Raw genomic sequence first — 20794 nt, forward strand, 5'->3', positions numbered from 1 at the left:
CGGCCGGCATCGATTCCACAGTTGTTAGATATAGTCATGAAACTGAAACTGGTAGTCATCGGCAATGGCATGGCGGGGATGCGTACCGTCGACGAATTGCTGCAGTTGGCGCCCGAACGCTATCAAATCACCGTGTTCGGCGCCGAGCCGCACGGCAATTACAACCGGATCATGTTGACTCCGGTATTGTTCGGCGCCAAAAGCATCGCCGAGATCATGATTCACGATTTCGACTGGTACCGCAAACACGACATCACCTTGTACTGCGGTACCGATAAAGCAGTAGTCGGCGTCGACCGTCACCGGCGTCGGGTTGTGGCTCAGGACGGCACCGAAGCGGAATACGATTATTTATTGCTGGCCACCGGTTCCCTGCCGTTGATGCTGGATATTCCCGGCCGCGACTTGCGCGGCGTGTTGGGTTTTCGCGATATCGCCGACGTGCAGAGCATGATTGCCGCTGCGGCGAGTAAGACGCACGCCGTGATTCTCGGTGGCGGCTTGCTGGGCCTGGAAGCGGCTAACGGCCTGTTGCAACGCGGTATGCAGGTCAGTGTCATCAACCGCGCCGGGCATTTATTGAACAAACAACTGGATAGGCAGGCGGCCGGCTTTTTGCAACAGCAATTAGCAGACAAGGGCATAAAATTTCATTTGGGCTGTACCATCGATCGCATCCTCGGCGACGACGACCATATTCAACAGGTGCAGCTCAGTAACGGCGAAATACTGCCGGCCGATTTGCTGGTGATGTCGACCGGTATCAAACCGAACATCGCCTTGGCCGAGCGCATCGGCTTGCAATGCGAGCGCGGCGTCATCGTCGACGACCTGATGCAAACCAGCGATCCGCGGGTGTTCTCGGTCGGCGAATGCGTCCAGCACCGCGGCGAATTGTTCGGTCTGGTGGCGCCGGTTTACGAACAAGCCAAAGTCTGCGCCCGCCAATTGTCGGGTCATGACGGCAGCATTTATCAAACCTTGTCGTCGGCGACGATGCTAAAAGTGACCGGCATTGACTTGTTTTCGGTCGGCGATTTCGAGGGCGACCCCGACTGCCAAATTCTGCAATTGATCGACCACGGCCTCGGCGTCTACAAAAAAATCGTATTGCGCGGCGATATCGTGATCGGCGTGATCTTGTACGGCGACACCAGCGACAGCGCCTGGTATTTGAACCTGGTCAAGGACAAAACCCCGATTGCTGCGATCCGCGATCGCCTGATGTTCGGCCAGACGCCGTTGGCCGCCGCCGCTTAACAGTTAAGCCATGACTCCAGCAACCGTTAAAACCACCTGCCCCTATTGCGGCGTCGGCTGCGGCATCGAAGCCACGGTCGAAGATCCCGCCGCGCATCGGGTCACCATCAAAGGCGATCCGGAACATCCGTCCAACTTCGGCAAACTCTGTTCGAAGGGCGCCACGCTGGGCGATACCGTCACACTGGAAAACCGCTTGCTCTACCCTGCCGTCAACGGCCAACGTTGCGATTGGGATAGTGCGCTGGACCACGTCGCCGGCCGCTTCCGGCAGATCATCGCCGAACACGGACCGGACGCCGTCGCGTTTTATGTGTCGGGCCAATTGCTGACCGAAGACTATTATGTCGCCAACAAGCTGATGAAAGGTTTCATCGGCTCGGCCAACATCGATACCAATTCCCGTTTGTGCATGTCGTCGGCTGTGGTCGGCTACAAACGCGCCTTCGGCGCCGATACCGTGCCCTGCAGTTACGCCGACCTGGAATTGGCCGATTTGATCGTGCTGGTCGGTTCCAACGCCGCCTGGTGCCACCCGATTGCGTTTCAACGCATCCGCAAAGCCAAGGAAAGCAATCCGCAGTTAAAAGTCGTCGTCGTCGATCCGCGCCGCACCGCCAGTTGCGATATCGCCGACCTGCATCTGCCGTTGAAGCCGGGCATGGACGCGCTACTGTTCAATGGCCTGTTATGCCACCTGCAGCGCGATGGCCGCATCGACCACGACTACGTCGCCAATTTCACCAACGGTTTCGCCGAGGCGCTACGCCAAGCCGAGGCCGGCGCCGGTTCGGTGGCCGCGGTCGCCGCCGGCTGCGAGCTGGATCCGGCCGATGTCGCCCAATTTTTCGCTTGGTTCGCAGCAACCGAACGCAGCGTCACGGTGTATTCGCAAGGCATCAACCAATCCAGCTCCGGATCGGACAAATGCAACGCCATCATCAACTGCCATCTGGCGACCGGCCGGCTGGGCAAACCCGGCATGGGGCCGTTTTCGTTCACCGGCCAACCCAATGCGATGGGCGGCCGCGAGGTCGGCGGTCTCGCCAACATGCTGGCAGCGCACATGGACCTGGACAATCCGGTGCATGTCGACCGCGTCGGCCGGTTTTGGCACAGCGAACACGTGGCGAACAAAGCCGGACTGAAAGCCGTGGACATGTTCGAGGCCGTCGCCGCCGGCCGGGTCAAGGCGGTCTGGATCATGGCCACCAATCCGGTGGTGTCGATGCCGGACGCGGACCGGGTGAAGCAAGCGCTGCAAGGCTGCGAGTTCGTCGTGGTATCGGATTGCATCGCCGAGACCGACACCGCCCAACTCGCACACGTGTTGTTGCCGGCCACCGGCTGGAGCGAAAAGGACGGCACCGTGACCAATCTGGAGCGGCGCATCTCGCGGCAACGGCCGTTGTTCCCGGCTTCCGGCGAAGCCCGCCACGACTGGTGGATCATTAGCCGGGTGGCGCAACGCATGGGCTTTGCCGAGGCCTTCGCTTACCAATCCAGCGCCGAAATCTTTCGCGAACATGCGGCGCTGTCGGCCTTCGAGAACGACGCCGAACATCAATTACGCGACTTCGATTTGTCGGCGTTTACCGCGATCGATCAGACCGAATTCGATGCTCTGCAACCGGTACAGTGGCCGGTAAGCCGCGACCGACCGCAAGGCCGGCCGCAGCTGTTCGATGACAAGCTTTTTTATACTGCCGACCGCAAGGCCAGATTCATTCCGGTCGCGCCGCACGGGCCGCGCCATAGCGTCGACGCCGACTACCCGTTCACGTTGAACACCGGCCGCTTGCGCGATCAATGGCACACCATGACCCGCACCGGCTTGGCCGCAAAATTGAACGCGCATCGGCCGGAGCCCTTCGTCGAAATACATCCCGTCGACGCCGAGCGCTTACAACTGAAGCACCGCAGTCTGGCCCACATCGAAAGCCGTTGGGGGCAAATGCTGGCGCGGGTCGAAATCGGCGCCGGCCAACGCCAGGGCAGCTTGTTCGTCCCGATGCATTGGACGGCGCAACTGAGCAGCCACGGCCGGATGGGGGCTTTGGTCAACCCGGTGGTGGACCCCTACTCCGGCCAGCCGGAAAGCAAGCAGACTCCGGTCAGGATCTCAGCCTGGCCGGCGACTTGGTACGCGACGATTCTGGCCCGGCAACCGTTGGCGATCGGGGATTGCGAATATCAAGTCAAAATCCGTGGCGACCAGTTTTTCCGTTACGAGTTGGCCGGCAGCGGCGCCGGTAAAGACTGGCGCCAGTGGAGCCGGGAATTGTTTGCCGAGCACGGCATGGCCGGTGCGGGCGACTGGCTGGAATACAGCGATCTGCAGGCCGGTTATTACCGTTGCGCCTACGTCAGCGACAATCGACTCCAAGTCTGTCTGTTGGTCGGACCGGATTTCGAGTTGCCGGAGCCGGGCTGGCTATGCAGTTTGTTCCCGAAACCGGAATTGAGTCGCAGCGAACGTTTGGCCTTGCTCAGCGGCCAGCCGCCGAAAGGCGAAGCCGATATTGGCCGAATCGTCTGTTCGTGTTTCAATGTCGGCGAGAAAACCATTCAACAAGCGGTGCAAACCCATAAGTTACAAAGCGTGGCGGATATCAGCGCCTGCCTCGGCGCGGGCAGCGGCTGCGGTTCCTGCGTCGCCGAATTGAAGGAGTTTTTGCCTCAGCCCGGTTAACTCGACGCGCACAAGGACCATGCCAGAAAAATCAACGCTATTTCCCTATTTTCAGCCCATCATTGCGATAGCCAGCAGCAAAATCGTCGGTTACGAAGCCTTGGCCCGCCAATACGATGCCAAGGGCAATGTGGTTTCTGCCGGCGCCCTGTTCTCCTCCGCCGATGTGGACATCAAACAGCGTACCGAACTGGATCGACAGGTACGCTGGCAAGCCCTGGAAAAATTCTCGCAGCAAGCCGATAGCCAAACCTATCTGGCGCTGAACATTTCGGCGGCCTGGATCGAGAATCTGCGCCAACTCAATGCCTTGCCGACCCTGCGCATGCTGGAAGAGTTGAATATCGACCGCCAGCGCATCGTGGTCGAAATCTCCGATGCTCACGTCGATCCGCACAAATTGAAACAGATCGTGCAGCGTTACCGCAAACACGGCCTGCGGGTGGCGATCGGCGACTTCGGCGCCGGTTCCTCGCAACTGGAACGGGTGATCGCAATCCAGCCCGACATCATCAAAATCGATATGCGTTTGTTCAAGCGTGCCGCCCGCGGCAGCAGCATCGCTACCGACATCGTGCATCTGATGTCGCGCCTGGGCCAGCGCACCGGCGCCCGCATCGTCTGCGAAGGCGTGGAAAGCGACGAGGAATTTTTATTCGGCTTGAACTGCGGCGCCCAATTCATGCAGGGCTTTTTGTTCGCCAAAGCCGAAGCCGATTTCCTGCCCATCAACAGTTTCGAACAGCACGCGGCCTCGCTACGCAGCAAGTTCGTCAAAAACACGCTGCCGCGGGTACAAAAAGAAATCAACGCGATCAACGCCATCAAGGCTTTGATTTACCGCTTGGCCCAAGCACTACAGGACGATTTCAACCTGAACGAACTGGTCAGCTGGAATTTCAGCCAAAGCGGCGTGATCCGGTTTTACCTCTGCAACAATCAGGGCGACCAGATTTCGCCGGATTTCAATTTCAGCGAAAACCAATGGTTTACCGATCCGCGCAAGATCGGCTTCAACTGGTCCTGGCGGCCGTACTTCTTTCAGTTGCTGGCGCTGGAAAACTGCGGCGATCGCAACCGCATCGTCACCTCCGAACGCTATCGCGATTTCGAAACCAGCCTGCTATGCAAGACCCTGGCGCTACGCCTGGACAATGAGCGAATTTTATTGGTGGATACCGTGGTAGGTGACTAGACTCATCTGTCCCGAACGGCACCGGCAACTGGCCGCGGCCGGCTTTTTACTATAATCAGTGCAACATGGTAACTGGCTGGAGTATACAAAGGCGGCGAGATGAGCGACGACGAGAACTTATCGAAAATTCTGGTGATCGACAGCGACAGGCCGGCGATTTTGGTTGTCGGCAGCGATCCGGAATTGGCAACCCGCCTCAACCGGTTGTTCAATCGGGCGGCAGTGGCCGATAGCAGCCAAATTTCCGGAAAACCGAGCTACGCCGTACATTGGTCCGGCAATGCAGCGCATGCGGCTCAGGCGATTGCCGACGGCTTAGCCGCAAACGCCCCGTTTAATTTGGTTTTTGTGCTGCATCCTTTGCCGCAAGCCAGCGGCGTGGCCTTGATAAAACACCTGTGGGAATTGGATTCCGGTTTGAACGCGGTGCTTTGCAATGCCGATCCGGGACTTGACTGGCCACAGATCGCCGAAACGCTGGGCGAGAGCGATCAGTTGCTGATTTTACAGCAACCGGTTTGCGACTTGGTCGTCCGCCAAGTGGTCCATGCTATGGTCAGGCAATGGCAATTGGTGAAGCAAACCCAAGACGTCATGCAATTTATCGTGATGCAGAACCAACGGCTCGACGCGACCAACCACAAGTTGCAGGACATGCAGGCGCAGTTGCTGCAATCGGAGAAAATGTCTTCAATCGGTCAATTGGCTGCGGGCGTTGCCCACGAAATCAACAATCCGATCGGATTCGTCAAATCCAATCTAAATACTCTGAAGGGATATACCGAAGACTTATTAGCTCTGGCCGAGACTTACGAACAGGCCGAGGCAGCGCTGGCCGACCCGGTCCTGCGTGCCGAAATCGACTCGGTCAAACGCCGGATCGACTTCGACTACTTGCGAGACGACGCGCCGGATTTGCTCAACGATTCGCTGGACGGTATTAACCGGGTTGCCAAAATCGTTCAGGACTTGAAGGACTTTTCCCATCCGCAACACGACGGCGACGCCTGGCAGTGGGCCGATCTCAACGCCAACCTGGATAGCGCGTTGAACATTGTTTACAACGAACTCAAATACAAAGCGGACATCGTCAAACACTATGGCGAGCTGCCTTTGGTCAATTGCTTGGCTGGCCAACTGAATCAGGTCTTCGTCAACTTGCTGGTCAACGCCGCATACGCCATTGACAAGCGGGGCGTCATCACCATTGCCACCGGCAGCGGCGAAGGCCGGGTCTGGCTAGAAATTTCCGACACCGGCTGCGGGATTGCCGACGAGCAACTGAACCGGATTTTCGATGCCTTTTACACCACTAAACCGGTCGGTAAAGGGACCGGGCTGGGCTTGACAATTTCCTACGGCATCGTCAAAAAACACAGCGGCGAAATCAGCGCGCGCAGCCGAGTCGGCGAAGGCACCACCTTGCGCATTGAACTGCCGGTCAATGCCGAAGCAAGCCAGTGAAACCCTTATCGGCATTCGCCGGCCGCCGCGGTTGCACCAGCCCCCATCCGTAACGTGCGCGGTTGATTTCGGAACGCTTTTGATGGCTTTAAGTTTCACGGGAAACTCGTAACAAAGCACTTTAGCCAGCATTAAGTTTATCCCGTAATTCACTTCAAGAATGTTTTACAAGATATTGATGTTAAACATTTTGTTGTATTTTAAGCCGAATTATCGGACTCAGGCGAGTTGATGGCAACGATAAACCGAATTCCTCAGCCACGGCCGGGCCGATTCCGCGCCAATCGCGGCGCCGGCCGGCTCGAACATTGTAAACAATTAATATCCATAGAGTTTTCGTGCGACTTTAAGATAAACTGCAGCCAGGCGAACCCAAACCGGAACCGAATACCTTGAAGCACGTTTCGCGGGAGTATGTTTATGCGCACACTGTATTACAGCCATCCGGATTTTCTGGCCCACGATACCGGGCTGGCCCATCCGGAATGCCCCGAGCGGTTGCGAGTCATCGCCGAAGCGCTCGCGGCACCGAAGTTCGCCGCACTGACGCATGTACAAGCGGCATTGCCGGACGACATTGAAGACAAAATCGGGTTGGTTCACGGTCGGGCCATGATCGCCAAACTGCTGGCCGAGATACCGGAACACGACCTGACCAACCTGGATGCCGACACAGTGGTTTCGCCGGGTTCGCGCCAGGCGGCGCTACTGGCCGTCGCGGCGGTATGCGATGCAGTGGATAAAGTCTGCGGCGGCGCAGCCGACAATGCCTTCTGCGCGGTGCGTCCACCCGGACACCATGCCATGCCCGACTACCCGATGGGTTTTTGTCTGTTCAACAACGTGGCGATAGCCGCCGAGTATGCCCGCAAGAGTTACGGCCTGGAGCGGATCGCGATCGTCGATTTCGACGTGCACCACGGCAACGGCACCCAGGCCGCGTTTTACGACCAGCCGCAAGTGCTCTACATATCCAGCCACCAATGGCCGCATTACCCCGGCAGCGGCCATCCTTCGGAACACGGTGCCGGCAATATCCTCAATCTGGCGTTGGCGACCGGCAGCGACGGCGAGGTGATTCGGGCCAAATATCGCGATACGGTATTCCCCGCCCTGCGCAAATTTGCACCGCAGTTGGTTTTGGTTTCGGCCGGATTCGACGCGCACAAAGACGACCCGCTCGCCTCGTTGCGCTTGACGGAAGCAGACTACCATTGGCTGACCGAACAATTGCGAGCGATCGCCGAGGAGTATTGCCAGGGGCGTCTGATTTCGGTGCTGGAGGGCGGCTACAATTTGCGGGCCCTGGCAAACAGCGTCGCCGCGCATGTGGCGGCTTTGATGGGCTTGGGCAACGAGGGCGTTTGACCGCCCTCTTTCCATCCGTTGTTATTGCAGATTCGGCAGGGTATAGACGTAGTCGGCGTCCTTCATCGGCGCGTGGCAGGCGAAGCAAGGGGCTGATTGCTCCTTGTCGTACATTTTTAAAGTCTTGCCTTCCCAGATACCGAAACCCCAACCGCCGGTCTCAGCGTATTTCTTGCTGTCTTTGACCATCGCTTCGGCGGCGGTAAATTCGCCGGGCACCGAGGCGTGTTCCCAATTCGGATGCTTGCGCTCGGCCCATTTGATCTTGGCGATGATGCTGCCGTCAGGCCAGGGCTTGGTCTTGCCGGCCCGCGCGGCATTGATGGCAACATCGTTGCCGACGATCGCCCGCATGCTGTTCTTTTCGTGGCGCAGCGACACGCCCAACAGCCGCCAATCCCGATATTCGCCGTGCTCCGGTTTCGCCGCCGGCACGGTTTCGGCGGCAACGCCATTGGCAACCAAAATCAAAGCGGCGGCCAGCAGCCGGCCGCCGGAAATCGTTTTGTACATACACCCTCCGTTAATAGTCATGTAAACCAGCGGCGCGGATTGTAACGGCTCCATAGGGCGGCGACCAATACAAAACCGCAAAGCCCGGCCAGTATTTCTTCAGCCAGCCGCCCTCAATGTCGTTAAGAGCTTGATCGCGGGCATGGCCTGCTCCTACCATCCTTGACATAACGCCGCTGCGATGCAGATTCGCTTGGTGCCCTATCGCTCCGGTAATGCCTGCCGGAGCGATCGTTTCGTTCAACAGCAGCGTCTTTCCCCGTGGTCCCAAATGGGACGGACTCTTAGCCCGCGGGAATGGTTTTGTTGGCTTATGCAACTTGCGCCATCCCTAAACGGCTGTTTAGAATGTGAAGTTAATCTCAAACTTCATAAACTCAACGATGCGCCATACCTTCCATTCCTCAAGCCCGGTGATTCCAGCAGCCGATAGCCGCCGGCTATGGGTGCTGGTCGCGCTGATCGCGGTGGCTGGCTGGTTTTTGTTGGCGAATGTCGAACGCAGCGGTTTGAGCAGCGGTTTCGCCCATCCGTTTGCCGGTAACGATCATTTGATCACGATGTTGGCGGTTGGCATCTGGGCCGCCCAATTACGCGGGCATGCGATTTGGATGCTGCCGGCCACGTTCGTCGGCGTCATGAGCCTGGGCGGTCTGGCCGGAGCGCTCGGCTGCTACCTGCCGCAGATCGAAACGATTGTGCTGCTGTCATGCGCCGTATTCGGCGTATTGATCGTGCGCAACCTGCGCTTCAGCACCAATACCAACTTGGCGATCGTTGCATTGTTCGGTTTTTGCCACGGCTTTGCCCACGGCCAGGAGATTTCAGCTTCCGCCGGTTTGATTTCGTACGTGTGCGGTTTCGTATCGGCAACCTTGCTATTGCACGGCGCCGGGATCGTCTTCACCAAAGGCGTGATATTGGCGGTCGGCTGTTTTTTTTCGATGACGCTGGCGCAACCCCCTGCAATCGGTGCGGTAAAGGCGAATATTCCGGACGCGCTGCTCGCCGTTTCCAAGCGGATGCAGACCGAAGCCGTGGAGCGGGTTCAAGCGCGGTTCAGGCAAACGGCCCCTGCCGACGCCGGATACTTCCCGCCCCAAATCGAATCGGCGCCGCCAGCCGCGGTTGCTTGCCGCTTCAGACGGCTATTTCCTGAGATTAACCACTCACCGGGTTTGAGCATGACCAGTAACGGCGTCGGTCGCACCTCGCCGCCGCGATTGCCTTTCATTACCGTATCGACAACCTCGTCCGCCATACTGCTCGCGCCCCAGCCATCGACGGCATGGGCCCCTGCTCCATCCCCCGCTTTCAGCCTTCCCGGCTTTCAGTGCGTTTGCACCAGTTTCTCCGCTGCCGCGCAACGGCAACTTCCGGCGATATCGCCAATGCTACCCGCCGCTAGTGGGTACTTTCCCGATTTTATTCAGCAATCAAGGCTCGCATACCCATGAAAATTCCAGAGCAACTCGCCAAAACCGTATTGGCGTTTACCATCGCTTCCGTCGTCGGACCGAGCGTTAAAGCAGACCCGCGCGCTACTACCGCGCCCGCTAAAGACAAAGCCCAGGATTCGGCGCAAACGTTGAGCGAAGTGGTCGTCGATTCCGAAACCGGCAAACCCAAGTTTCCCAACACCGCTAAAGCCACGCCAAGTTTGACGGTAAACCGGGCGGATATCGAAACCAAAGTCAACGAAGTTACCATCGAGGACGCGTTGCGCTACCTTCCCGGCGTCAACGTCCGTCGCCGCTACCCGGGCGATGCGAACGCACCGATCGCGATGCGCGGTTCGAATATCACCCAGTCTGCCCATACCATGGTATTCGCGGACGGCATGCCGATTTACAACATGGTTAACGCCGGCCACACCGCCGCACCGCGTTGGTCGATGGTTGCGCCGAACGAAATCGAATCGGTCGACGTACTGTTCGGGCCATTTTCCAGCCAGTACGACGGCCACTCTTTCGGCGGCGTGGTCAATTTCAACACCCGCATGCCGGATAAATTCGAAGCGGAAATGAGCGCCACCGGCATCTTTCAGGACATGCACCGCGGCGGCCGCGATCAGGTATTGCAGGGGTTTCGTACCTTCGTTTCCGGCGGCGACCGTATCGATAAATTTCGGGTGTACCTCTCATACAACCACATGGAAAACCAAGGCCAACCGATGGATCCGATCGGCACATCAGCCGCCTCGCGCGGTTTACCGAGCAATCTGGCCGCCGGCGCCACGGCCATCCCGGTCACCGGGGCACAACTGATTCCGAGCCCGACCGGCGGCCGGAATTTTATTTTCGGCGACTCGGGCATCGATCGGGCCGAAACCGATTTGTTTAAACTGAAAACCTCTTACGACCTGACGGATGACTTGCAGGCTCGATTTACTATTGCCTACGAAGAACGCAATAGATACAACAACGATCCGCTGGCCCTGTCCAAAAGCTCTGCCACCGGGCAAACCCTGTTTAGCAATAGCACCAACAACAACGGCCGTTTTACCAATTACTATACGCAAGACGGCTATAACTTCACGGTGCCGTTGAATGGCTTCCGTTTGCAGGAACAGAACCGCCAAGCCTTGAATTACGGCTTGAGCCTGAAAGGCAAGATCAGCGAGCGCTGGCACATCGACACCACGGCCAGCTTTTACGACGCCTTTAAGGATACCAGCCTGCAATCCAGGGGTGCCCAACTGGACCCCAACGCCCTGGTCGCTGGCCAGTTGCCGGGACAAATCACCGATGTCAGTACCTGGTGGGCGACTTACGACCTGAAACTCGCCACCGACCAGTTATTCGGCCGCGACGATTTATCCTTTATGGGCGGCTACCAGTTGGTGCACGGCAACAATAATAACCGGGTCTATGACAGCAGCGTTTATGCGAGCGGCATGCGCGGTAACGAAATCAGCGACTCGGGCGGACAAACCCAGACCAACAGCTTGTTTTCGCAGGTCGAATGGCGTTTCCTGCCGGATTGGAGCGTAATGGCCGGCTTGCGCTACGATCATTTTCAGACGATAGGCGGCCATTTTTACAACTACAACCGTAGCGCTACCGACGTCAGGCGCATCCAGAATTACGAAGACCGCAGCCAGGCCCGGATCTCGCCTAAAGCCGCGATCGAGTATTCGCCGGATAATTGGACTTTGCGTTATTCGTTCTCCAAAGCCTATCGTTTTCCGGTGGCTGAAGAATTATTTGCCAGCAAGAATACCGTCGCCGGAACCACATTCGCCGATCCAAACCTGGGGCCGGAAAATGGTTATTTTCATAACTTCATGGTTCAGTACGACCTGCACCAGGGCTTGGTCAGGGCCAACTTTTTTTACGACCAAATCAACGATGAAATATTTTCCTATAACCCGCTGCTGGCGGGCGGCAACGGGCCGAACACCTATCTGGCCATCGGACAAACCGAATCGATCGGTGTCGATTTGACGTATCAGAAATACGGTTTGTTCGGCCTGCCGCTGGATTTTGCAGCCAATACCATTTTCCTGAACAAGCAAATCGTCAATAATCCCCAGGCGCCGGGGCTGGCCGGTAACGAGTGGCCGCGGACGCCTCGTTTGCAGGCCAATGTTCAGGCGACTTACCATATACTGCCGGAATGGGATGTCACGCCATCGGTCCGCTACCGTAGCGACATGTTCCACCAAATTACCAACGTCGATACCGAAGCCAACGTATTCAACGGCTCCGACGAATACACGCTGGTGGACTTCAAAACCAACTACAGGCTGCCGACATACCACAATCTGAAAAGCACAATGTCGGCCGGTATCGATAATATTCTGGACCAGGATGTCTACGAAAATAATCCGCTGGCGCAACGCACCTACTATGTCAGCTTATCCGTTAAGTACTAAACCCAACTGTTCAGCCATGACGACAACCCACATTCTCGAAACCCGCAATCTGGTGGTGGAATACCAACAGCATCGGGCGATCGACCAACTGAATTTAGCGGTACCTGCCGGCTGCGTTTACGCCTTGCTGGGCGGCAACGGCGCCGGCAAAACCACGACGATCAGCACCTTCTTGGGATTTAACCGTCCCAGCAGCGGCCAGGTCTTGATCGGCGGCCGCTCGCTGCAGAACCAACCGGAGCTGGTCAAGTCCGAGTTGGCCTATCTGCCGGAAAACGTGGCCTTGTACGACCTGCTCAGCGGCGCGGAAAACCTGCGGTTTTTCTGTGCGCTGGCCGGAATCGAATTGAGCCGGGAGCAGACCGGCCGCTTGTTGAACGACAGCGGCTTGCAGGCAGACGCCCACGACAAGCGGGTCGGCCACTATTCCAAAGGCATGCGGCAAAAGGTCGGTCTGGCGATCGCCAGCGCCAAACACGCCAAAGCCATGTTGCTGGACGAGCCCACCTCCGGCCTCGACCCGAGCGCGGCCAACGACTTTGCCCAACGCATCCGCGCCGCGGCGGACGCCGGCATGGCGGTATTGATGGCGACCCACGATTTGTTCAACGCCAAGCAAGTCGCGGATCGCATCGGCATCATGAAGCAAGGCCGGCTGGTCGAGGAGTTCGATGCCCACAGCGTGCAACACGACGAATTGGAAAGCAAATATCTGGCGCATGCCCGGGGGTTGGCATGATCGCCATTGTCATGCGCAAGGAGCTGGCCACTACGTTGCGCGACGGCCGTTTGCTGGTGCTGGGCCTGTCGCTGTTTGTTTTGTTCGCCGGCTTTTTTCTGTTTTCCAGTTACCAGTTGCAGGCACAGCGCCAGGAAAAACAGCGCGTCGGCGCGACGGCCAAGGAACAGTGGAATTCGCAGAGCGTCAAGAATCCCCATGCCGCCGCGCACTACGGTATTTACGTGTTCAAGCCGGATTTGCCCAGCGCGGCGATAGATCCTGGCTTGACGCCGTTTACCGGTCAGTCGCTGTGGCTGGAGCCGCACAAACGCAACCTGACCCGTTTCAATCCGAGTGCCGACGACGTATTGGCCAATCGATTCGGACAGGCCAGCAGCAGCTTCGTGCTTTATGCCTTGTTGCCGCTGTTGATCGTCGCGCTCAGTTTCAATTCGGTGTCGCAAGAGCGCGAACGCGGCACCTTGCGCATGTTGCATAGTTTAGGAGTGGCGCCGCGGGCCTTGTTGTTCGGCAAGTTGCTCGGGCTGTTGACGGCGTTCTGGCTGGTGATGTCGCCCGCCGTGTTACTGGCGGCGCTGACGCTGGCCGGCCAATTCGAGCTGGCTATCGACGACCTGCTGCGTTTGAGTTTACTGCTGGCCGGCCTGCTGGCGTATTACACGGTGTTCGCCGCCTTGTCGATTGCCGCCTCCGCCTACTTTCGCACCAGCCGCAACACCTTGTTTTGCCTGCTGGGATTCTGGATGGGCAGCGTGTTCGTCGCCCCGCGGCTGGGCGCCGCGATCGGCGATGTGCTTGCGCCCAACCCCAGTGCCAGCCAATTTTGGGATGCGATCAAGACCGATATCGCCCAAGGCCTGCCCGGTGACGGCTCCAAGCAACAACGCGAAACGGCCTTCGAAGCCCAAGTGCTGGCCCAATACGGCGTTGCCAGCAAAGAGCAGCTACCGGTGGGTTTTGTCTCGCTGAATCGGCAATATAACGACGTTTATTCCAGCAAAGTCCACCAGTTGCATTTCGATCGCCTGCGCGCCAACTTCGCCACTCAACAGCAACTGGCGCATCTGGCCGGTTGGCTGGGGCCCAGCCTGGCGCTGCGTTCGTTGTCGATGGCCGTAGCCGGCACCGATTTGGCGCACCAACGCGATTTCGAAGACGCCGCCGAGAGATATCGGCGTTATTTCATCGATCTGACCGAAGACTGGGACCGCGAACGCAGTCGCGGCACCGAACGCTCCGCCAAAGGCGCGGAAACCGATTGGCGCAGCGTGCGAGACTTTGCTTACGCCGTTCCCACGGTCGGATTTTCGCTAAAAGCCAGCCTGCTGCCGCTAGCGGTGCTGGGCGCCTGGTTGGGCGCGGCACTGTGGCTGTTGGCCCATTCGGCACGGAGGTTGGCACCATGATGGCTATCGTCAAAGTGGAATGGATCAGAATCCGGCGCAATCCGCTGAACGCGGCGATATTGCTGATTTTTGCGGTCTTGATGGGGCTCAGTGCCGTCTGGTCCGGACTCAGGGCCAGCGAGATTCGCGCTGCCGCGGCGGCGCCGCAAATCGCGGCATCGGCCGCCAATGCCGCGGAAATGCACGACGCGCCGAAGGCGGACGCGCATGACGGCGGCGATGGGGCCTACGCCGCCAGCAACGACCGGGCGCCACTGCAATTGCCGCTGCTGGGCGGTTTGGTGCTGAACGTCAGCCAAGCCGATTTGGTCGGCACGTCCATTAAAGTCTCCAGTCGCAGCCGCCATACCGACGGCCGCAACAGCGACCAATTGTTCAATCCGTTGAGTTACGAATTCGGTTTGCTGGACTTTGCCAGCGTGTTCGCGCTGTTGACGCCGCTGGTCGTCATCGCCTTGAGCTACGGCTTGGTGCAGGAGGAACGCGAAAGCGGGGTCTGGCGCCTGGTCTGCACCCAAACCGCGCGGCCGTGGCAATTGGTGTTGTGCAGCCTGGGCTGGCGTTTGCTGCTGGTGGCACTGGTCGCTTGCTCCAGTTCGCTGCTGGCGTTTCTACTGGATAGCGGCTCGGAGCTGTCGGCGCTGGCTTACTGGTGTTTGATCAGCCTGAGCTACGTGCTGTTCTGGTTCAGTCTGGCCGGCTTGTTCCTGTTGCTGCCGATTTCTTCCGGCGCGGCGGCGATAGGCTTACTCGGCAGTTGGCTGATATTGACCTTCGGCGTGCCGGCCGCGCTGCATTGGGCCGCCGACCAGACCCGGCCGAAACCGTCGCGCATGGCCGCCATTATCGAAATCCGCCGGTTGCAGGAACTCTCCAACCAGCAGCGGCACAATTTGCTGGCGGACTGGTTTAAGGCCCATCCCGAGCTGCTGGGCGACACGCCGCTCGCCAAACTGCCGCGGGAAGTCGGCGGCCTGCCGGCCGCCCTGCAACTGGACAACCAAATTCGCCCGCTGATGATGCAATTCGAAACCCACCGTGCCGAACAATTCGGATTCATGCAGCGCTGGTCCTGGACTTCGCCGGCCTTGGCCGTGGCGTTGATGGCGGATCGTTTATCCGGGCTGGACGCACCCCGGCACGCCAGCTTCGTCGCTGCCGTCAACGATTTCGAAGATCGGTGGCGGGCTTACTTCGTGCCATCCATAATGGCCCGCGCCGCCTGGAACGAAGCGCAGCAAGCAGCAGTGCCGGGCTTCGATTTCGACGAGTCCTTCGACATTGCCGAACTCAACGGCCTGATCGGCTTGCAGGCGCTCTCGGCGGCATCGATGCTGGCAGTTCTGCTCGCGCTGCGGCAGCGCTTCTCGCAATTTTAGCGTTGGCGGCTCCGGTCCCGGTCGGTACACAACACCGCGATCTTGCCGACGGGCAAGCGCGATGCGGCCGGACCGGCTGCACTCGGTTTCGAACGGCAGGGTTTTAGGGATAAAGCGCCTGCCGCGAACGCCGGCGGCGTGCTACCATTTTGCGAAATCCATCGCATCCCAATCCGACTTTCAGACAGGAATCGTCATGTCAGGCAACAAGCACTCGCTTCCCATCAACCTATACTGGGGCCTCGTCGCTCTGGCCGCGGCCGGCGCCATCGCCGGTATTGCTTTGCAGCGCGGCGAAACCATCAGCAGCATGTGGCTGATCGTCGCCGCAGTCTGCGTTTACGCGCTCGGCTACCGTTTTTACAGCGCCTTCGTCGCCGCCAAAGTCCTGGTGCTCGATGCCAGCCGGGCCACGCCGGCCGAACGCTTCGACGACGGCCGCGACTTCATGCCCACCCACAAATGGGTGGTGTTCGGCCACCATTTCGCCGCCATCGCCGGTCCCGGCCCGTTGATCGGCCCGACTCTGGCGGCGCAGTTCGGCTATCTGCCGGGCACCTTGTGGATCCTGATCGGTGCGGTGCTGGGCGGCTGCGTGCAGGATTTCGTCACCCTGTTCTTTTCGGTCAGGCGCGACGGCCGCTCGCTGGGGCAGATGGCCAAGGACGAATTGGGCAACATCGGCGGCGGCGCAGCGATGCTGGGCGTGATGACGATTATGGTGATCCTGATCGCGGTACTGGGCCTGGTAGTGGTCAATGCGATGAAACACAGTCCCTGGGCGACCGCCACCGTCGCCGCGACGATACCGATCGCGATGTTGATGGGCATGTATCTGAACCATTTGCGGCCGGGGCGGGTGCTGGAAGCGACGCTGATCGGCGTGTCCTTACTGGTGTTTGCTGTGGTCGGCGGCGGCTGGATCGACGAAAATCCGGCCATCCGCGGCTGGTTCGATTACGACGCGCCGGAACTGGCGTTGATGGTGATCGGTTACGGCTTCGCCGCCGCGGTGTTGCCGGTCTGGCTGCTGCTGGCGCCGCGCGACTACCTGTCCACCTTCATGAAACTGGGCACCATTGCCGCGCTGGCCGTGGCGATCCTGATCTTGCGACCCGAGCTGAAAATGCCGGCCTTGACCCAGTTTATCGACGGCAGCGGCCCGATCTTCGGCGGCAAATTGTTCCCGTTCGTGTTCATCACCATCGCCTGCGGCGCAATTTCCGGCTTTCATGCGCTGATTTCGTCGGGCACCACGCCCAAATTGCTGGCTAACGAAACCGACGCCCGTTTTATCGGCTACGGCGCGATGATGATGGAATCCTTTGTCGCGATCATGGCGATGATCGCGGCGTCGGTGTTGGAGCCGGGAGTTTATTTCGCCATCAACAGCCCGGCCGGCGTGGTCGGCAAGGAAGCGGCGGAAGCGGTGGCGAAAATCAGCAGCTGGGGCTTTCCGGTGGCCGTCGAGCAAATGCAGCAACTGGCGCAGACCATGGGCGAATCGACCTTGTTCGCCCGCACCGGCGGCGCGCCGTCGCTGGCGGTCGGCATGGCCAGCTTGTTCGCCCAAGTGTTCGGCCAACATCTGCTGGCCGCCTGGTACCATTTCGCGATCATGTTCGAAGCCTTGTTCATCCTGACCACGCTGGACGCCGGTACCCGCGTCGCCCGCTTCATGCTGCAGGACATCCTCGGTAACTTCAATATCGGCCGCGGCAGCAGCGGCGGTTACGCCAGCATCTTACTGACCAGCGCCGCCGTGGTCGGCGCCTGGGGTTACTTCCTGTACATGGGCGCGATCGATCCGTTGGGCGGCATCAACAGCCTGTGGCCGCTGTTCGGCATTGCCAACCAAATGCTGGCGGCGATCGCGCTGTGCGTGGCGACGACGATTCTGGTCAAATCCGGCAAGCTCAGGTACGCCTGGGTGACCGCCCTGCCGCTGTCTTGGCTGATTATCGTCACCAGCAGCGCGGCCTGGCAGAAATTGTTCGCCGAGGATTTACGCATCGGTTTTCTGGCGCACGCCGCCGATTTGTCCGCAAAAATCGCCAGCGGTTCGCTGCCGGCCGCACAACTGAAAAGCGCCCCGCAATTGATTTTCAACGATTACCTGAACGCCGGCCTGACCTGCCTGTTCATGCTGATCACCTGGCTGCTGCTGGCCGACATGCTGCGCGTGATCTACCGGGTAACCAGCGGCCAGCCCTACCCGCAATCCAGCGAATCGCCGCATATACCGAGCCGGTTGGTGGAGAATTGGGTTAGGGATTGACCGTCCTGATCGGTTGCTGCTGCCGGCCACAGACTATGCGCCGGAATTGGCGCCCGGATTTGTTGACACCTTGACGAAAAAAAGGCGCCGTGATCGCGGCGCCTTTTGCTGTTGCGGACTTGGTTTCCGGCCTACCAGCTAAAACTAGCGGACACTTGGCCGCTGCCGTCGTAGCTATAACCACCCTTAACGACCTTGGTCACGGTAAACGCACAGGTTCCGGACGAATTCACCGGTAAGTTCACACTACTGAGACTGGCGGTACCGGTCGTACCGGTGGTAGCCGAGGTAACACCGGTTACCGTAGTCGAGCCGCTGCCGGTTTTCACCGACCCGCTCCAGTTTCCGTAGAGGGTTGCGCCGGAAACGGCAGAAACACCGTCATTGATCGTCACCGTCGCCACGCATTGCGCCTTGTTTTTCCCCACCAGCCGCCGTGTCACTTTGGTGCTGGCGGCTTTCATGCTGAGCGCCACTGGTGCTTGAGCTACCGAGATGACTTGACTGGCACTGCCTTTCAAGCCGCTGTTGTCGGTCACCGTCAAGGTCGCATTGTAAGTTCCGGGCGTGTTGTAGACATGGCTGACGCTGGCGGAATTGCTGTTTGGCGTACCGTCACCGAAATTCCAGGCGTAAGCGGTGATCGCGCCATCCTGATCGACCGAGCCGGTACCATTCAAACTCACGGTCAGCGGCGCACTACCGCTGGTCGGCAAAGCCGAAATCACGGCAGTCGGTGCTATCGTTGTGGCACTGCTTTTCGGATAAGTACCGGTAATCAGGTATTGGCCGACACTGGCATAGTCAGAGTACCCGGTAGTCAAGTCGCCGTAGCCGATGCCGTCAATTTGCAGAAAATACTGGCCCGGCGCCAGGGTCGCCGCCAATGAAGCCGACAAGCTATCCGCCGGGTTTGCGCTAGTCAGGACGGCGCCGGAACTGGTCATCAACTTTAGCGAAATATCCAGATTGGCTGATACCGCCCCGGAGGCGGCGTTGAATTGCACATTGCCGCCATCGGTAGAGAAACTGAATACATCGAGATCGGTACGGCTCTCGATAGTGCCAATTTGCAATACCGCGCCAGCGCTGCCGGACAGCGGCGCCGCAGTGGCTGGCGTTCCGCCGAAATCGTCGGCGCGTTGCGGCGCACCGGCCGCCGCGATCACAGCAATATCGTCTTGCTGGTTATTGGCGTCCGGATATTCGCCCTTGCTCCATTGAGTCACCGGTTGGTAATAGCCGACCCCCATAATTGGCGCCCAACCGGTGGCCCCGCTGCCCTGGCCCGCATAGTAACTGCTGGTGGAGGTACCGTCGTGAGTCAAATTCAGAGCGTGGCCCACTTCGTGCGAAACGGCATCGGCTACATATCTCGGATTGCCGCCGCCCAACTTATCGAAAAACACCCAGACTGGGTTGTAATAGTCGGGACTGCTCGACGAATAATAGGAAAACACATTGATGTAGGCAACACCGCCGCAGGCTTGGCTGCAAAGCTCGGGCATCGATTGCGTGATCGCGGCACGAATACCATACACGGCGTCCGAACTACTGGTGCGCTGCAGCGCTGCGGCCGCCGGTTCCTGCGTCGTCACATCCACATCGAAAGGCGCGTAATCCTCCGCCACCCGCTGCCAAATTTCGCGAATATTGTTCTGTTCCGCACTGCTAAAACCGGATGGATTACCATCGGTATCATAGGCCTTGGCATTCAACGTACCGTTGTACCAAGCGCTGTTGCTGGCCTGGTAGCCGTTAAAATCCAGATATATGGTGCGGTTCGATCCGGGTTTACTATGGAGCGTAAATGGATCCGCACTCGCCGCTGCCGTTGCGTTGAACGTATCGGTTCCGGCGGCAGTGGTAGCGTAAGCGCCGGTGACACCGGCAATCCGGCTCTCCGGCAAAGGGGTCGGCTCATGCGCGGCATCGATGTACAACAAGTGGCCGCTTTGGTCGATCCAAGCGCTAGAGTCGGTACGTAAGATCGATTGCAAACGCTCTGCCGACATGCCGTAGTGTTCGGCAACCCCAGGTAATTGATCGCCTAAAGCTTCGATCGCAGCCTGGCCGTTGACTTTTTCCTTAAGCGTAAGTTTGGGAAACGGCATTTCAGTAGCATCGGTACTACCTGCCCCAATCTGATTTTGGGCCAGCGCGTCAGCCGTTTCAGTCCCAATCGCGCTTTGTTGCCCGGAACCGTTCAATCCCGACACGAAAGCTTGGTAACGGCCATCGCTGAGCTGCTTCAAGCCATAGTTATAGCCGGCTAGCGTTTGTTCCGCCGCTTCGCGGCTTGGAAAATAAAGCGGCACAGTTAAAAGATTGGCGGCGATTAGGGAAGCGGTTAGTGACATGAGATTTCCTGATTTACTTTATAGAATCGGCAGCATGCGAGTCCCTGTGGCCTGATATGGCCATGGGCAAAGTCGGATAGTTTTCGAGCCTTTTGGCAGGCAGATACAAACCATCTCGCTTTGAGGGGTCAGCTCAAAAAGCTATCGAATTTACAGATGAAAAGTGAAAGAAAACCTACATAAAGCATTAAGATCCGATGAAAATCGGTTTCCGGACCGGAGATGGGCAATCATTGCGGAAGATTTTCGGCACAGCCTTG

Annotated in this window: 14 protein-coding genes; 11 read left to right on the plus strand and 3 right to left on the minus strand. The window is 58.7% G+C overall.

The annotated features are described in order from the left end of the window. Positions 1-36: 36 nt before the first annotated feature. The 5 genes from AC0IM9_RS00450 to AC0IM9_RS00470 all read left to right on the plus strand — a co-directional run bounded on the left by AC0IM9_RS00450 (position 37) and on the right by AC0IM9_RS00470 (position 7979). Positions 37-1260, plus strand: coding sequence for an NAD(P)/FAD-dependent oxidoreductase (locus tag AC0IM9_RS00450; protein ID WP_482802662.1), 1224 nt, complete (start codon positions 37-39; stop codon positions 1258-1260). 10 nt (positions 1261-1270) lie between these two features. Next, positions 1271-3952 (plus strand): molybdopterin-dependent oxidoreductase, encoded by a 2682-nt coding sequence (locus tag AC0IM9_RS00455; RefSeq protein WP_482802663.1) that lies wholly within the window; start codon positions 1271-1273, stop codon positions 3950-3952. Between the two features lie 19 nt (positions 3953-3971). Next, positions 3972-5147: an EAL domain-containing protein gene (locus AC0IM9_RS00460; RefSeq protein WP_482802664.1), complete on the plus strand. Its 1176-nt coding sequence runs from the start codon at positions 3972-3974 to the stop codon at positions 5145-5147. A gap of 99 nt (positions 5148-5246) precedes the next feature. Next, on the plus strand, positions 5247-6611 hold the full coding sequence (locus AC0IM9_RS00465) for an ATP-binding protein (protein ID WP_482802665.1): 1365 nt from the start codon (positions 5247-5249) through the stop codon (positions 6609-6611). 420 nt (positions 6612-7031) lie between these two features. Then, positions 7032-7979, plus strand: coding sequence for a histone deacetylase family protein (locus tag AC0IM9_RS00470; protein ID WP_482802666.1), 948 nt, complete (start codon positions 7032-7034; stop codon positions 7977-7979). Between the two features lie 21 nt (positions 7980-8000). Here the strand turns inward: AC0IM9_RS00470 and AC0IM9_RS00475 are convergent, their stop codons facing one another. Together AC0IM9_RS00475 and AC0IM9_RS00480 are read right to left on the minus strand one after the other, a co-directional pair. Then, complete coding sequence (locus AC0IM9_RS00475) at positions 8001-8492, minus strand: cytochrome P460 family protein (protein WP_482802667.1); 492 nt, start codon at positions 8490-8492, stop codon at positions 8001-8003. 10 nt (positions 8493-8502) lie between these two features. Further along, a complete protein-coding gene (locus tag AC0IM9_RS00480; RefSeq protein WP_482802668.1) occupies positions 8503-8736 on the minus strand; it encodes a hypothetical protein in 234 nt (77 codons plus the stop codon). A 139-nt stretch (positions 8737-8875) separates the two neighbouring features. Here AC0IM9_RS00480 and AC0IM9_RS00485 point away from each other — a divergent pair, with 139 nt between their 5' ends. The 6 genes from AC0IM9_RS00485 (at position 8876) to AC0IM9_RS00510 (ending at position 18174) form a co-directional block, all read left to right on the plus strand. Further along, the gene (locus AC0IM9_RS00485) at positions 8876-9949 is read left to right on the plus strand and encodes a HupE/UreJ family protein (RefSeq protein ID WP_482802669.1); all 1074 of its coding nucleotides are present in this window, start codon (positions 8876-8878) and stop codon (positions 9947-9949) included. After that, positions 9946-12369 (plus strand): TonB-dependent receptor, encoded by a 2424-nt coding sequence (locus AC0IM9_RS00490; protein ID WP_482802670.1) that lies wholly within the window; start codon positions 9946-9948, stop codon positions 12367-12369. Before AC0IM9_RS00485 ends, AC0IM9_RS00490 begins: the two co-directional genes overlap by 4 nt. Before the next feature lie 16 nt (positions 12370-12385). After that, on the plus strand, positions 12386-13108 hold the full coding sequence (locus tag AC0IM9_RS00495; RefSeq protein WP_482802671.1) for an ABC transporter ATP-binding protein: 723 nt from the start codon (positions 12386-12388) through the stop codon (positions 13106-13108). Then, on the plus strand, positions 13105-14517 hold the full coding sequence (locus AC0IM9_RS00500) for a DUF3526 domain-containing protein (protein WP_482802672.1): 1413 nt from the start codon (positions 13105-13107) through the stop codon (positions 14515-14517). The genes AC0IM9_RS00495 and AC0IM9_RS00500 overlap by 4 nt, the downstream gene beginning before the upstream one ends. Then, positions 14514-15896 (plus strand): DUF3526 domain-containing protein, encoded by a 1383-nt coding sequence (locus tag AC0IM9_RS00505; RefSeq protein ID WP_482802673.1) that lies wholly within the window; start codon positions 14514-14516, stop codon positions 15894-15896. Before AC0IM9_RS00500 ends, AC0IM9_RS00505 begins: the two co-directional genes overlap by 4 nt. A 196-nt stretch (positions 15897-16092) precedes the next feature. Beyond that, on the plus strand, positions 16093-18174 hold the full coding sequence (locus AC0IM9_RS00510; protein WP_482802674.1) for a carbon starvation CstA family protein: 2082 nt from the start codon (positions 16093-16095) through the stop codon (positions 18172-18174). Positions 18175-18305: 131 nt separating this feature from the next. Here the strand turns inward: AC0IM9_RS00510 and AC0IM9_RS00515 are convergent, their stop codons facing one another. Further along, the gene (locus tag AC0IM9_RS00515; RefSeq protein WP_482802675.1) at positions 18306-20534 is read right to left on the minus strand and encodes a PKD domain-containing protein; all 2229 of its coding nucleotides are present in this window, start codon (positions 20532-20534) and stop codon (positions 18306-18308) included. Between the last annotated feature and the right edge of the window lie 260 nt (positions 20535-20794).

The organism is Methylomonas sp. Uni0011 (assembly GCF_056850255.1).